Below are 14,350 nucleotides of genomic sequence, written 5' to 3'. Positions count from 1 at the left end.
GCGCGGGGAACTGCGCAAACCGCAGTCCAAGAGACGGAGCCTCTAGAACACGCGGACTGGTGTCGCCGCTTCGGGGGCTCCGCCCCCGAACCCCCGTTCGCGCAGTTCCCCGCGCCCCTATGGGGCATCACCACCCCGCGTCCGGAGTGCGCACCACCCGTGCCACTCCGCGTCTGGAGGGCGAACCACCCGCCACCCGCGCCCCCATAGGGCGCCTCCCACCCGCGCCCGTAAAGACGGCGCACGTACCCGAGCCGCCACCCAGGGACTACTCCACCGCCCCCGCAGCCCGCCGCGCCAGCGACGTCGTCGAATGACCGTCCAGGTACGGCAGTACCACCGCCTGCCCACCCCACGTACGCACAACCTCCGCCTCGGGCAGCTCCTGCACGGAGTAATCCCCACCCTTCACCCACACATCCGGCCGCAACCGTTCCAGCACCCTCTCCGGTGTGTCCTCCTCGAACACCACCACCGCGTCCACACTCCCCAGCGCGGCCAGCACCCTCGCCCGGTCCGTGGCCGGGGTCAGGGGGCGGCCCGGGCCCTTGCGGCGGGTGACGGACGCGTCGGAGTTCAGGCAGACGATCAGGCAGTCGCCGATCCGCCGGGCGCTCTCCAGGAGCCCCACGTGACCGGCGTGGACCAGGTCGAAGCAGCCGCCCGTGGCCACCACGGTGCCGCCCCGTGCCCGCACCACCCGCGCCAGTTCGAACGCGTCGGCGGCCGGGTCCTGGGCGGGGACCGGGGCGACCGGGGTGTGCCACAGGTCCGGGTTGCCCGCGCCGCCCGCCGCGACGAACGCGGCGGCCTCGGCGACCGCCCGCTGCAGGGCCTCCTCCGGCAGCAGCCCGTCCGCGAGACCGGCGACCGTCGTCGCGGCGAAGCAGTCGCCCGCGCCGCAGGTGTCGCCGTCCGCGTGGAACGGCGCAGGGATCAGCATCGGCGTGCCGTCGCCCGGCCGGGTCAGCAGGACGCCCCGCTCGCCGAGCGTCACGGCGACGCCCGCCGCCCGCCAGCGTTCGGCGAGTTCCGTGCCGCGTTCGGCGAAGGCGCCCAGCGAGTCGCCCGACACGCCGGGCGTGCCCGCGCACAGCGTGATCGCCTCGCCGGCGTTGGGCGTGACCAGCCGCGCCCCCGGCACCGGCGTCTCGCCGCGCGGGTGCGGGTCCCACACGAGGGGGGTGCGCCGGGCGGCCTCCTCCAGATGGGGGCGGACCGCGCCGGCGGTGTGGCGGCCGTAGTCGGCGACGAGGACGGCGTGCGCGCCGGCCAGCGCCTCCCGTACCGCCTCGTCCGGTTCGCCGGGCGTGCCGCCGCCCCGGTCGATGCGCACCAGCGGCCGCCCGCCGGCGAGGACGCGCGTCTTCACCGGCAGGGTGCCGTGCAGCGGCAGCTCCAGCAGCCGTACCCGCCCGCCGAGCTGCTGCCGTACGGCCTCGCTCGCGGGGTCGTCGCCGAGCGCGGTCACCAGGACCACGTCCCGGCCGCCGCGCGCGGCGAGCGCGGCGGCGAGACCGGCGCCGCCCGGGTGCCTGTGGTCACCGGTGACGTCGACGACCGGGGCGGGCGCGTCGGGGGCCAGCCGGGTGGCGACCCCCTCGATGTCCTCGTCGAGCAGGACGTCGCCCACCACCACCAGCGGTTCGGGACCGGTCATGTCAGCCTCCCGGGAACGGCCGCCACGGTCCGCGCCGGCGGCGCGGCCACGGCGGCGTCGAAGCATTCGCAGAGCAGGTGCACGGCGACCAGATGGACCTCCTGGACGGTCGCGGTGGAGGCCGCCGCCACGCACAGGCTCTCGTCGGCGGCCTCCATCAGCGGGTTGGGGCCGGGTCCGGTCAGCGCCCAGACCTCGAGCCCGGCCCGCCGGGCCGCGACCGAGGCGGCGATGAGGTTGGCGCTGCGTCCCGAGGTGGACAGCAGCATCAGCACGTCGCCGGGGCGTCCGTGTGCGGCGACCTGACGGGCGTAGACGTGGTCGAAGCCGTAGTCGTTGCCGATGGCGGTGACGCTGGAGGTCTCCGCGTGCAGGGCGAGCGCCGAGTAGGCGGGCCGCTCGCTGCGGTAGCGGCCGACGAGTTCGGCGGTGAGGTGCTGGGCCTGGGCTGCGCTGCCGCCGTTGCCGGCGGCCAGGAGCCGGCCGCCGCCGGTGAGGACGGCGGCGAGCCGGCCGCCCCAGTCGGCGATCCGGGGCAGGCCGTGCCGGCCGAGCCCGTCGAGGGCGTCCTGGAGGGACCGGCAGTGCAGACGGGCGGCGTCGAGCGCGGGGTGTTCGGTCATGGTGGGCCGGGCGCGCCGCCCTCCGGGGACGGCGACGGCGCCCGCACCTCCTTCCAACGTCGGACGTCTGCGGCCCGTGTGCGGGCCTGAGGGTCAGCCGGTCCTGGTCACGGCCGGCTCGGTGTCGAGGACCTCGCAGTACGCCGTCTCCGTGGCGGCGGCGATCCGCGCCCATCCGTAGCGGGCGAGCACCCGGCGGCGGCCGGCGACCCCGCAGGCCTCGCGGCCGGCCGGGTCGGCGAGCAGGCTCGCCACGGCGGCGGCCAGCGCCTCGGGGTCGCCGGGCGGCACGAGCCGTCCGGTGGCGGGGTCGGCGACGGTGTCGAGCTGGCCGCCGACCGCGCTGGCCACCACGGGCCGGCCGCAGGCCATGGCCTCCAGCGGGACGATGCCGAAGGGTTCGTAGTCGGCGGGGCAGAGCACCACGTCGGCGGAGCGCAGCAGCGCCGGAACGCGCTCGGCGTCCACCCCGCCCAGGAACCGCACCCGGTCGGCGACCCCCGCGTCCCGCGCGAGGGCGCGCAGCCGCCGCACCTCCGGGTCGTCGTCGAGCCGCTCGGACGGGGGACCGCCGGCCACCAGGAGCTCGGTGCCGGGCAGCAGGGCCAGCGCGGCCACCGACACGGCGGCCCCCTTGCGGGGCACCAGGCGCCCCAGCTGCACCAGCCGGTGGCGGTACGGGCCGCGCGCCCACCGCGGGCCCGCCGGTGTGAAGCGTCCGGTGTCCACGCCGCACGGCACGACGCCGATCCGGTCCGCGGGCACGCCCATCCGGACCAGTTCGGCGACCTCGTCGCGGCAGGTGGCGACGACCCGGTCGCAGCCGAGCCCCACCTCGATCTCGCAGCCGATCCGCTCCGGCGGGCTGGTGTCGGCGGCGCCCTGGTGGCGGCGCTTCACCGTGCCCAGCGCGTGGTAGGTGTGCAGCAGCGGCAGGCCCACCTGGCGGGCCGCGCCCAGCGAGGCCAGCCCGGACATCCAGTAATGGGAGTGCGCCACGTCCGGGGTGCGGGCCCGCCACTCCCGGACGAGCACGCGCGCGAAGGCGTCCATGTACGGCAGCAGCCGGTCCTTGGGCACCGGTTCGGGGGGGCCGGCGGTGACGTGGTGGACCTCCACGCGCTCGCCGATCCGCACCCGGTCCGGCAGATCGGGCGCGTCGCGGCGGGTGTGCACCGTGACGCGGTGTCCGCGGCCGGCGAGCGCCGCGGCCAGGGCGGCGACGTGGACGTTCTGGCCTCCGGAGTCCACCCCGCCGAGCGCGGCGAGGGGACTCGCGTGCTCCGAGACGAGCGCGATCGACAGCACGCCCGGGGGGACAGGGGCGAGGTCCGCGGTCATGGGCTCACCTCCGTGATCGGTCGCGGCCGGGGTGCGGACACCGCCGTCCGGGGATCGGGTACCGGCCGCGGCTGCGGCCGGGAGCGTGCGCGGGGCGCCCGCCGAGGCCCGTCGCGGGCCGGGGGCGGGCAGGTCCGCCGGTTCATGTCGGCATCCGTTCGCCGGCCGGCGCCGCCGCGGTCGGCGACGGGGGCTCGGCCCGGTGGCGGTGGGCGGGCGTGGCGCGGTGCCGCACCTGTCCGCGCAGCCAGTACCAGGCGGCGGCCGGCGGGACGAGCGCGCTGGTGAGGGCCATGGTGACGATCTCGTCCCGGGTACGCGGACCCGGGAGGATCCGGGCCAGGGCGAACTCGGCGGTCCCCGCGAGCCACCCGCAGGCGCAGACCGCCGCGGCTCGCGGGCGTCCGGTGAGCGCGCACACCGCCGCCGCGAGCCCGGCCGACGTCACCGCCAGGTGCAGCGGGAGACGGCCCCGGGGCGCGCCGGCCCGCCGCCACCAGTCCCGCCCGTGCAGCCGGGTCATCAGCACGTCGTCCGCGTTGCCCGCCTGGAGCCGCACGGAGACCCACCGGTCGGCGGGACGCACCGGGTGCGTGGTCGTGCGGCGCCCCTCCGCCAGCGTCCAGCCGGCGTCGAGCACACGCAGCGCCAGGTCCGCGTCCTCCCGGAAGGCCCGGCGGAACCGTTCGTCGAAGCCGCCGACGGCCTCCAGCGCCTTGCGCCGGTACGCCATGTCGGCGGTGATCCAGCGCGCCTCGGCCAGTCCCGCGACGTTGCGCTCCCAGTCGGTGGGCGCCCGGCCGGCGGGCAGCGGCACCTCGACGCGCGCGGTGATCCCGGCGGTCGCGACGCTCGCCCCGGCGAGGTCGAGTGCGAGGTCGTCGGCCCAGGTGGGCCCCGGCACCACGTCGTCGTCGAGGAACACGATCCACGGCGCGTCCCCGGCGGCGCGCCATCCGGCGTTGCGGGCGGCGGCCGGACCGTGCGCCCCGCCGCGCACCACGACGGTCCGGGACCGCAGGGAAGGGGGAACGGACGCGGTGAGCGGCACGGCCGGGTCCCGGCGGTCGTCCACCAGCACGACCCGCGCGGGGCGCGGCCCCTCCGACTCGGCCAGCGCCCGCAGGCACGCGGCGAGCGAGGGGCGGCCCAGGGTCGGCACCACCACGGCGTACTCCCCGGCGGGAGCGGCGGGCCCGGTCATCGCGCCACCTCCTCGCCGCCGTCACCGGTGCGGAACAGCGCGCCGCGCCGCACCGCGTACGGGCCGATGGCCAGCAGGTCCACCGGGGAGGAGCCGAAGCACTCCAGGGCGTCGCGCGGGTCGTCCACCATGGGGCGGCCGGCCGTGTTGAGGCTGGTGTTGACGACGACGGGCAGCCCGGTCAGCCGCTCGAACTCACGCAGCATCCGCGCCAGCAGCGGCTGACGCTCCGGGTCGACCGTCTGGATGCGGGCGGTGCCGTCGACGTGCACGACGGCGGGCACGCGGTCCCGCCAGGCGGGCGCCACGTCGTGCACGAACAGCATGTACGGGCTGGGCAGCGGCCCGTCGAAGATCTCCGCCGCCCGGTCGGCCAGCACCATCGGCGCGACCGGGCGGAACTGCTCGCGGCCCTTCACGTCGTTGAGCCGCTCCAGGTTCCCCGCGTGCCCGGGGTGGGCGAGCAGCGAACGGTGGCCGAGCGCCCGGGGGCCGTACTCGCTGCGTCCCTGGAACCAGGCCACGATGCCGTTGTCGGCGAGCGTCCGGGCCACGGTGACGGCGATGTCCTCGGGCTTCTCGCAGGGCACGGCGGCCGTCTTCAGCCACGCGCCCAGCTCCGCGTCGGACCAGTCCCGGCCCAGGTCGGCGCCGGTCATCGGCTCGGGCGCGTCCCCGGCCCCGGCGGACACCAGCAGCGCGCCGCCGAGCGCGGTCCCCGCGTCGCCGGCCGCGGGCTGCACCCACACCCGGGAGAACGGACCCTCCCGCGCGATACGGGAGTTGGCGACGCAGTTCAGCGCCACGCCCCCGGCGAGGGTGAGCACCGTGTCGTGGGTACGGCCGTGCAGCCAGCGCACCAGGTCCAGCAGCGTCTCCTCCAGCACGGCCTGCGCGCTCGCGGCGACGTCGGCGTGGTCCTGCGTCCACGGCTCGTCCGGGCCGCGCGGCGCGCACAGCTCCGCCCAGGGCACCCCGGCCGCGTGGAAGCCGCCGTCTCCGGTCGGATACACGTACCGGCGCAGCTCGGGCAGCATGCGCGGGGTGCCGTGGGAGGCGAGCGCCATCACCTTGAACTCGTCGGAGGAGCGCAGGAAGCCGAGGTGCTCGGTGAGCTCCTCGTAGACCAGGCCCAGCGAGTGGGGGAGGTCCTGGGCGCGCAGCGGCTCGAGGCGGTCGCCGGTGCGGCGCGCGGCCAGGTGGGAGGCGCGTTCGCCGCGGCCGTCCAGCACCAGCACGGAGCAGCTGTCGGCGTCGGGGGCGGCGTACGCGCCGGACGCGGCGTGCGCCATGTGGTGCGGGACGAACCGCACGGTCTCCGGGTCGAGACCGGGCAGCGCGGTCCTCAGGAAGTTCGGGGCCTCCCGCGCGTAGGTGAGGCGCAGATGGTCCCAGGGGTCGTCGAGGCCCATCGCGTCGGCGGGGCGGGCCAGCGCGGGGTCGAAGGAGTAGGCGACCGCGTCGAGGTCCTCGGGACGCAGCCCGGCCCGTTTCAGGCACCAGGCGGCGGCCTGCTCGGGCAGCTCCCAGGCGGAGAAGGGCAGCGGCCGTTTGCCGTGCTTGCGCCGGGAGAACCGCTCCTCCTCCGCGGCGGCGACGGTACGGCCGTCGATCACCAGGGCGGCCGCGGGGTCGTGGAACAGGGCGTTGATGCCGAGGATGCGCATGGCGGACGGACCTTTCGCGTGGGGGCGGCGGCCGGATCGGCCGCCCGGTCCTTCAGGCCGGCGGGGGCGGGCCGCTCAGCCGCGGGCCGCTTCGGCGCGGAACCAGTCGATCGTGCGGCGCAGGCCCTCCTCGGCGCCCACCCGCGGCTCCCAGCCGAGCTTGTCGCGGGCCAGGGTGATGTCGGGGCAGCGCACGGCCGGGTCGTCCACCGGGCGCTCGATGTAGCGCACCTCGGAGGAGGAGCCGGCGAGGGCCACCACCAGGCGGGCCAGCGCGAGCATGCTGATCTCGGAGGGGTTGCCGATGTTGACGGGGCCGCGCAGACCGTGGGCGGCCGCCGCGAGGATGCCGGCGACGGTGTCGTCGACGTAGCACAGCGAACGGGTCTGGCGGCCGTCGCCGGTCACGGTGAGCGGCTCACCGGCCAGCGCCTGTCGCACGAAGGTGGGCACGGCCCGGCCGTCGTGGCCGCGCATGCCGGGGCCGTACGTGTTGAACAGCCGCACGATGCAGGTGTCCGTGCCGTACGTCTCCGCGTGCGCGGTGGTCAGGGCCTCGCCGAACCGCTTGGCCTCGTCGTACACGCTGCGCGGGCCGACCGGGTTGACGTTGCCCCAGTACCGCTCGTCCTGCGGGTTCTGCTGCGGGTCGCCGTACACCTCGGACGTGGACGCCAGTACGAACCGCGCCTCGGAGTCGTGCGCGAGGGTCAGGGCGTTGCGGGTGCCGGCGCTGCCGGTGTCCATGGTGTGCAGCGGCAGCCGCAGATAGTCCGCGGGGGAGGCGGGGGAGGCGAAGTGCAGCACCAGGTCGGGCCGCCGCCGCACCGGCAGCTCCTCCGCCACGTTCGCCTGGACGAGGGTGAACCCCGGCCGGTCGAGCAGCGGGGCGACGTTCTCGGGCCGCCCGGTGCTGAGATCGTCCACGCAGGTCACGGCCGCGCCCGCGTCGAGCAGGGCCTTGCACAGATGGGAGCCGACGAATCCGGCGCCGCCGGTCACGACGGCGTGCTCCCACTTCCGGGATATGGGGCTACTCATGCCCCACACCCTCACCCGCACGGCGGCGGACGGCACGGTCGCTTGGTGCGGTCGGGTGAATCACGGAGCGTGAACGCGCCGGCACCTGCGATGCGCCGGTCCGCCCCGGCGGCGGAGCCGCCCAGGGCTCGCGGGAGCCGCGGCGGACGCGCGTCCGGTAGGCGGGGCCCGCCACGCCGGCCCGGCGGCGGTTGTGCGGCGGGTTCGCGGGGGTCGAGGCGGTGGTGCGTCCGGGACGTGCGTGGCACGGGCGGTGTTCGGGTGGGGCGTGCCGGAAGACGCCCGGCTCTTCGGCAGTGTGACGGTCCGGTGGGGGCCGGGCGGAGCTGGTGCGGTGGGTTCGCGGGCGCTCTGCCGCGTCACCGCGGCGGCGGTTGTGCGGCGGGTTCGCGGGGGCCGAGGCGGTGGTGCGTCCGGGACATGTGCGGCCCGGGCGGAAGTTGGAATGGGCCCGGGTAGGCGCCGTGCGTGTGTCGGGCGGCCGGCTCGCGGGCCCTCTGCCGCGTCCGCCCTGCGGTGGTCCGCCTAGCGCGTGCGACGGAGACCTTCCGCCACTCGGCGGAACGGCCGGACGACGTTCGGCCGGCGGCAGCCTGACGGGCCGGGAGGCGCCGCGCGCCTGCGGGGCGGTGGGTTCGAGGGCGCCGTACCGCGTCGGCCTGGTGGTGGTCCGCCACGCGCGCAGGCGTCGGAGGCCCTCGGTCTCGCGGGGGTCACCGAGCCCGGGCTCGGGCGATGCGGGGATCGTCCGAGCCGCGCTCAGGCCGCCGGCCTGGACTCGTGTCCCAGCCGCGCCAGCAGCGACTCGCGGTGGAGGTCGGCCACCGGGGTCGTCAGGTCCGGGTGGCGGAGGAGGGCCGCGGCCTTCGTGTCCGTCGGGTCGGGGGAGACGAGGCGGCGGTATTCGCCGTGGCCGGGGCCCAGCGCCTTCACCGCTCGGGCGGCCAGGGCCGCGTCCGACAGCAGGCAGGCCGCCCAGCTCGCCACGACCTCGTCGACCCAGGTGCGCCACGGCTCCGAGCCGAGACCCTCCGCCCCGGTGATCTCGTCGAGCCGGGCCGAACCTCCGGGGCCGGCCAGTCCGACCAGTTCCGCGTCCATGGCCGTGGGGTGGCGGAGCCGGGCCGCGACGGCGACCGCCTGGCGGGCCTGGATCTCGCAGAGCGCGGCGGACAGGGGGCCGCCGGACGCGGGGAAGGAGCGGGTCAGCCACTGAGCGGTGGCCGCTGTCACGGTGGGGAGGTGGCCTGGCACGGGATCTCCGTCCGCATTCGGGGGAGGAGGACGCCAGCACCGTAGACGCCGCCCCGCCGCCCCCGGCGTGACCCGCGTCTCGATCCGCGCGTGGTCTGCGCCACGCCCGTTCCGCCGAGTGTCCGGGGAGACACCGAGGGCACCCGCCCGGCATGGACGTACTCAGCCGCCCTCTCGTCGACCGCACCCTGCCGCTCCTCGCCGAGGGCTACGCCTGGCTGCCCAACCGGATGCGCGACGCGTCCGGCTCCGTGGTCCGCACCCGGATCATGGGCCGCCCCGCCCTCGCCCTGCGCGGACCGGAGGCGGTCCGCTTCTTCTACGACGAACGGAACGTGCACCGGCACCGCGCCATCCCCGAGCCGATTCTCGGCACCCTCTTCGGCCACGGCGCGGTGCACACCCTGGACGGCGCCGCCCACCGCGCCCGCAAGGAGCTGTTCCTGCCGCTGCTGGACCCCACCGCCGTGGCGGGACTCGCCGAGCGCGTCTCGGACGCCTGGGACGAGGCCGTACCGGAGTGGGGCCGCCGCGGCTCGATCGTGCTGTTCGACGAGGCGGCCACCGTGCTCACACGGGGCGTCCACCGCTGGGCGGGCGTGCCGCTGGACGACGCCGAGGCGGGGGCGGCCGCACGGGACATGACGGCGATGGTGGACGGCTTCGCCTCCGCCGGACCGCGCCATCTGCGGGCCCGCCGCGCCCGCGGCCGCCAGGAGGAGCGACTGGCCCGCCTGGTCCGCGACGTGCGCACCGGAACGGTCACCGCGCCCGCCGGCTCGGTGCTGGAGCGGGTGTGCGCGCACACCGACGCGGGCGGCGAGCCGCTGGACGAGAAGACGGCCGCCGTCGAACTGCTCAACGTGCTGCGCCCGACCACCGCCCTCGCCTGGTTCGTCGCCTTCGCCGCGCACGCCCTGCACCGTTGGCCGGAGAACCGGGCCCCGCTGGCGAAGGGCGACGTGGCGTTCCAGACGGCCTTCGCCCACGAGGTGCGCCGCTTCTACCCGTTCGTGCCGTTCCTCGGCGGACTCGCCGCCCGCGACCTGTTCTGGCGGGGCGCGTGGGTCCCCGAAGGCGGCCTGGTGGTGCTCGACGTGTACGGCCAGAACCACGACGAGACGCTGTGGGGCGACCCCTACGCCTTCCGGCCGCGCCGCTTCCTCGAACGGTCCGTCGGACGCGACGAGCTGATCCCGCAGGGCGGCGGCGACCCGGCGACCGGTCACCGCTGCCCCGGAGAGGGCCTCACCGTCGGCGTGTTGGAGACGCTGGCCGCACAACTGGCCCGAATGGAGTACGCGGTTCCGGACCAGAACCTGGCCATCTCCCTGCACCGCGTCCCCACCCTCCCGCACAGCGGTGTCGTCCTTACGGGCGTTGGGCGTTCGACCGTCCCGTAGTTCCTCGCCCTGCGCCCGTGCCTCTGACGCATGTTGAAGAAGTGACGAAAGTAAGTCGGATCAAAGTGGACTGATTTGTCCGATTCGGGTGATTCTGACAGTGGAAGGTACTTCGCTACGCCTCAGGGAGATGGTGTTATGCGTACCGACGAGAAGGTCCTCGAGGAAGTCACCGGAATCGAGGCCGCCGACATCGAGGCGGCACTCGACCCCGCCGAGGCCGACGGTGTCTACCGCGACAGCCGGCAGTGCGCCGCCCTGGCGCTGAACTCCGGTTCCACCTCGCTGCTGCTGTCGCCGCCGACCCCGCGCCCGAAGAAGGGCTGAACGGATCGACGGGAGTAGTCGAATGGAGCAGTCACGCACCTCGACCCGCTTGCAGGCCGCGGTGCAGGACCTGGCTTCCGGTGTGGTCTCCGCCCTTCGGGGCGGGGGCCACGCCCACGTCGTCCCCCCGGTGGGGACCGACGGGGAAGCCGGGGACCTGGCACTCGCCGCCGTACGCGTCCTGGGAGCGGACGCGCTGCTGCCGGGCCTTCTGTCGCGCACCGCGCCCGACCCGGCGGAACTGGCCGTCTTCCGCAAGGCGGTCGAGGCGTACCCGCCCCGCGCGGACGCCGCGCCCACCGTGCGCTGGAGCCACTGGGCGATGGCCCGCACGCTGCGCCGCGCCGACCCCTCCTCCGCGGAACCCCCGGACGAGCCGGACACCGCGTGGCTGGACGGCGCGACCTGGCAGGTCCTCACCCACCAACTCGCCGTCCTGGCGCCCCTCGCGCTGCCGGGGGAGGACTGCGCCGTGAGCCGCCTCGCGGCCGGCCGGCCCGTCGACGTCGCCCGCGGCTTCGTCCGCGCGGTGCGCCGCAGGGACTGGCGGCAGGCCGCCGGAGCGGGCCGCTGGCTGACGCTGCTGCCCGGCGTGCCGGACACCGTCGGCCTGGAATCAGGCCTGGACTTCGTGGAGTTGATGGGCGGACAGGACCCGCTCGTCGCCCTCCAGGTGCAGGCGGCCCGCCGGATGAGGACCGGAGCAGGAATGTGACCGCGCCCGCCGACGCCCACCGCACCGCCGACGCCCACCGCACCGCCGACGCCCACCGCACCGACGGCGCCCACCGCACCGCCGACGCCCTGCGCACCGCCGCCGGGGACGCCCTCGCCTGGGTGGACTCCCGGCGCGCCGACTTCGCCCTGGGCGAGGACGCGCTGGCCGCCGACGGCGAGGTCGACCGCAGCTGGAAACCCCTCGGCGAACTCGCCCAGGTCTGCGCGACCGTCACCCGGCTCACCGAGCCCGCCGACCCGCTGCACGCCCGCGCCCGCGAACTGCTGGACTTCGCCTGGCAGGAGACGCGCGAGGGCGAGCTGTTCCCGCGCCTCCAGCGCCTGGAGCCGTTCGCCACCTACCCGTTGGAGGTGTACGCCGCCTTCGCCGCGGCCGGACTGCGCCACCCCGCCTTCGAGCAGGCGGCGGCCGTCGTCGCCCGCACCCGCGGCTGGCGGCTCACCGAACAGGACCCCACGCGGCGGCTCGGCGTGCTGCGCGCCGAGGAGCGCTGCGGCATCCACCGTTTCGCGCAGGCGCCGCCGGAGCTGCCGCAGACCTGGCTCGGCGGACTGCCCGAGCCGTGGACCTTCGGCCGCGACGCCGGATACGCCCTCACCCACGTCGTGTTCCACCTCGGCGACTGGGGACGCGACGCGTCCGCCCTGCCGCCGGACCTCGTCGCCTACCTCGGCGACTGGCTGCCGCCCTGGCTCGACACCTGCCTGGAGGCCGGGTTGTGGGACCTCGGCGCCGAACTCCTCGCCGTGGCCGCGACCGTGGCCCGCACAACCGGCGAGGACGCCCCCGCCGGCGACTGGCGACGGCTGCTCGCGGCGCGCGGCCCGTCCGGTGAACTCCCGCTGGACGACCGGGACCTGGACGAGATCGCCGCGGGCCCCGGCTCGGACGGCGACCGCTACTTCCTGCACCACTACCACTCCACCCTCATGGCCGCCTTCGCGGCGGTGCTGGACGCGGCCCGCCCGGCCGGGCGGCCCGAGCCGGCCGCGGCGGGACGACGGCCCGGCGGACAAGGAGCGCCGTCATGACCGACACCCGTCTCGTCCACACCGTCGGCGTCGGCGCCATGGAATGGCTGTGGGCGCACCGCGACGGCTTCCGCCTCGAGACCGACGTCGACCCCGAGGTGGGCTTCCTGGAGCGCTTCAAGCCGATCGGCGAACTCGCCCTGGTCTGCAAGGTGCTGTTCCGCGAGGGCGTCGCGGGATCACGGCAGGCCGAGCTGGCCCGCCGCCTCCTCGACCACGTCTGGCGGGAGACCCTGGACGGCGGCGCCATGCTGGTCCGCGGCCAGCGCACCGAACCGGCCTCCCCGATCCCCTTCGAGGTGTACCTGCCGTTCCGCGAACTCGGCCACAGCCGGCCGGAGATCGAGCGCCACGCCGAGCTGAACACCCGCCTCGACAGCTGGTACGCCCTCGAGACCACCCCCACCCGGCGGCTCGGACTGTCCGCGTTCCAGCGCCGCTTCGGCCTCACCCCCCGCCCCCCGGAGGCCGAGGCCCTGCGCTCCACCTGGCTGGCCCGTACCCCCGAACCCTGGACCGTCGAGGGCCACATCGCCTACGACGTCACCCACTGCGTGTTCCATCTGACCGACTGGGGCGAGAACCCCGACGGGCTGCCCCCGGACATCGCCGACTACCTGGCGACCTGGCTGCCCGCCTGGATCGACGACTGGCTGGACCTGCGCCGCTGGGACCTGCTCGGCGAACTCCTCGTCGTGGACGCCTGCCTGCCCCGCCCCACCCTCGACGAGACGGCCTGGCGCGCCTTCGCCGCCGCCCAGCAGCCCGACGGCGCCATGCCGGCCATCCGGGACATGCCCGAGGGCGACGAGGAGACCGTCTTCGACGTCGTCTACCACTCCACCCTGGTCGCCGCGTTCGCCTCGGTCCTCGCCACCTCCCGCGCCCTGACCGAACTGGCGGGCGCCCCCTCATGACGACCGGGTGCGGCACCTCCTGGCCCGGCCCGCCGACCGGCCCGGAGGACGAGCCCTCCCCGAACACCGTGGACGACCAAGGCGGTTGGGCGGAGCGACTGGCCGAGGCCGTCACCGCCGCCGACGCCCCCGACACCGTCTTCGCGCTCTCCCGCCACGGCCGCCGCACCGTGGTCACCGGCGGGACCGGCCCCTCGCCGGGCCGCCCCCGCGACCGGCTGCGCTACGAGATCGGCTCGGCCACCAAGGCGTACACCGGACTGCTCCTCGCCCACCTGGTGGACAGCGGCCGGCTCACCGGGGGCGAACCCGCCGCCGCCCTCCTCGGCGGCCGCCGCCCGCCAGGACCCACGCCCGTCACGCTCGCCCACCTCGTGACCCACACGGCCGGACTGCCCCCGCTCCCCGCCGACTTCTACCCCCGCGCCCTGCCCGCCTGGCGCACCAACCCCTACGGCCGCTACCCGGACGCCCGCGTCGTCGACGCCTTCCTGCGCCATCGCCCCCGCCCCCGCCCCGGCACCCGCTGGCGCTACTCCAACTTCGGCGTCGCCGTCCTCGGCCACGCCCTCCGCGCGGCCACCGGCACCGACTGGCACGACCTGCTCGCCGACCATCTGCTCGATCCCCTCGACCTCCAGGACACCGCCTCGCACCCCGCCGACGCCGACGGGCTCGACGCCGTCGGCCACGGCAAGGACGGCACGGGCACGCTGCCCGCCTTCGACGCGGGCGGTTTCCGGTCGGCCGGCGCGGTCCGCGCCACCCCGCACGACCTGCTCACCTTCCTCGAGGCCCACCTCGACCCCGACCGCTGCCCGCCGCTCACGGGCGCCCTCCGCGCCGTCCGCACCCCCGTGCTGCGCCGCGGGTTCGGGCACCGGCACGTGCACACGGTCGCCTGGTTCCGGCACCCCACGGACGGTGGCCCGCTGTACTTCCACAGCGGGGCCACCCTCGGCCAGCAGGCGTTCCTCGGCTTCCGGCCCGACACGGGCACCGCGCTCGCCGCCGTCTGCACCCGCCGCTTCCGCGCCGGCGACCCGTTCGTCTCCACCGCCTACGCGCTGCTCGCCGAACAGCACTGACACCACGCAACGGCGCCGGCGGCGGTCCGAGGACCGCCGCCGGCACCGTTGTGCG

Annotated in this window: 13 protein-coding genes; 6 read left to right on the top strand and 7 right to left on the bottom strand. The window is 76.3% G+C overall.

Annotation, left to right across the window (positions count from 1 at the left end):
* Nucleotides 1–268: 268 nt before the first annotated feature.
* From rfaE2 to ACQY0Z_RS34710, 7 genes are all read right to left on the bottom strand, one after another.
* Nucleotides 269–1,660, bottom strand: coding sequence for a D-glycero-beta-D-manno-heptose 1-phosphate adenylyltransferase (gene rfaE2, locus ACQY0Z_RS34740; RefSeq protein ID WP_254587862.1), 1,392 nt, complete (start codon nt 1,658–1,660; stop codon nt 269–271).
* Nucleotides 1,657–2,283 (bottom strand): D-sedoheptulose-7-phosphate isomerase, encoded by a 627-nt coding sequence (locus ACQY0Z_RS34735; protein WP_189899782.1) that lies wholly within the window; start codon nt 2,281–2,283, stop codon nt 1,657–1,659. Before ACQY0Z_RS34735 ends, rfaE2 begins: the two co-directional genes overlap by 4 nt.
* A gap of 93 nt (nt 2,284–2,376) precedes the next feature.
* Nucleotides 2,377–3,624, bottom strand: a complete 1,248-nt coding sequence (locus ACQY0Z_RS34730) for a glycosyltransferase (RefSeq protein ID WP_439813531.1) — start codon at nt 3,622–3,624, stop codon at nt 2,377–2,379.
* A gap of 142 nt (nt 3,625–3,766) precedes the next feature.
* Entirely contained in the window at nt 3,767–4,828 is a 1,062-nt protein-coding gene (locus ACQY0Z_RS34725; RefSeq protein ID WP_439813530.1) for a glycosyltransferase family 2 protein, read from the bottom strand.
* Nucleotides 4,825–6,495 carry a carbamoyltransferase family protein gene (locus ACQY0Z_RS34720; RefSeq protein ID WP_254587859.1) on the bottom strand — a complete coding sequence of 557 codons (1,671 nt, stop codon included), beginning with the start codon at nt 6,493–6,495 and terminating at the stop codon, nt 4,825–4,827. Before ACQY0Z_RS34720 ends, ACQY0Z_RS34725 begins: the two co-directional genes overlap by 4 nt.
* A 75-nt stretch (nt 6,496–6,570) precedes the next feature.
* On the bottom strand, nt 6,571–7,536 hold the full coding sequence (locus tag ACQY0Z_RS34715; protein ID WP_189899788.1) for an NAD-dependent epimerase/dehydratase family protein: 966 nt from the start codon (nt 7,534–7,536) through the stop codon (nt 6,571–6,573).
* Between the two features lie 759 nt (nt 7,537–8,295).
* Complete coding sequence (locus ACQY0Z_RS34710) at nt 8,296–8,790, bottom strand: hypothetical protein (protein WP_381731338.1); 495 nt, start codon at nt 8,788–8,790, stop codon at nt 8,296–8,298.
* A 152-nt stretch (nt 8,791–8,942) separates the two neighbouring features.
* Here ACQY0Z_RS34710 and ACQY0Z_RS34705 point away from each other — a divergent pair, with 152 nt between their 5' ends.
* The 6 genes from ACQY0Z_RS34705 (at nt 8,943) to ACQY0Z_RS34680 (ending at nt 14,295) form a co-directional block, all read left to right on the top strand.
* Nucleotides 8,943–10,193 carry a cytochrome P450 gene (locus ACQY0Z_RS34705; RefSeq protein ID WP_439813529.1) on the top strand — a complete coding sequence of 417 codons (1,251 nt, stop codon included), beginning with the start codon at nt 8,943–8,945 and terminating at the stop codon, nt 10,191–10,193.
* Nucleotides 10,194–10,331: 138 nt separating this feature from the next.
* The gene (locus tag ACQY0Z_RS34700; RefSeq protein ID WP_189899791.1) at nt 10,332–10,520 is read left to right on the top strand and encodes a hypothetical protein; all 189 of its coding nucleotides are present in this window, start codon (nt 10,332–10,334) and stop codon (nt 10,518–10,520) included.
* Nucleotides 10,521–10,542: 22 nt separating this feature from the next.
* Entirely contained in the window at nt 10,543–11,235 is a 693-nt protein-coding gene (locus tag ACQY0Z_RS34695) for a hypothetical protein (protein WP_439813528.1), read from the top strand.
* Nucleotides 11,236–11,324: 89 nt separating this feature from the next.
* Nucleotides 11,325–12,290, top strand: coding sequence for a DUF6895 family protein (locus ACQY0Z_RS34690; protein WP_439813557.1), 966 nt, complete (start codon nt 11,325–11,327; stop codon nt 12,288–12,290).
* Nucleotides 12,287–13,207, top strand: coding sequence for a DUF6895 family protein (locus tag ACQY0Z_RS34685; RefSeq protein ID WP_254587857.1), 921 nt, complete (start codon nt 12,287–12,289; stop codon nt 13,205–13,207). The genes ACQY0Z_RS34690 and ACQY0Z_RS34685 overlap by 4 nt, the downstream gene beginning before the upstream one ends.
* Nucleotides 13,204–14,295, top strand: coding sequence for a serine hydrolase domain-containing protein (locus tag ACQY0Z_RS34680; RefSeq protein ID WP_439813527.1), 1,092 nt, complete (start codon nt 13,204–13,206; stop codon nt 14,293–14,295). The genes ACQY0Z_RS34685 and ACQY0Z_RS34680 overlap by 4 nt, the downstream gene beginning before the upstream one ends.
* The last annotated feature ends 55 nt before the right edge of the window (nt 14,296–14,350 follow it).

This window comes from Streptomyces sp. P9-2 (assembly GCF_051903975.1).
Taxonomy (GTDB): Bacteria; Actinomycetota; Actinomycetes; order Streptomycetales; family Streptomycetaceae; genus Streptomyces; species Streptomyces cellulosae.
Note: the sequence above shows the minus strand (reverse complement) of the source record. Positions and strands in the feature narration are given on the sequence as shown.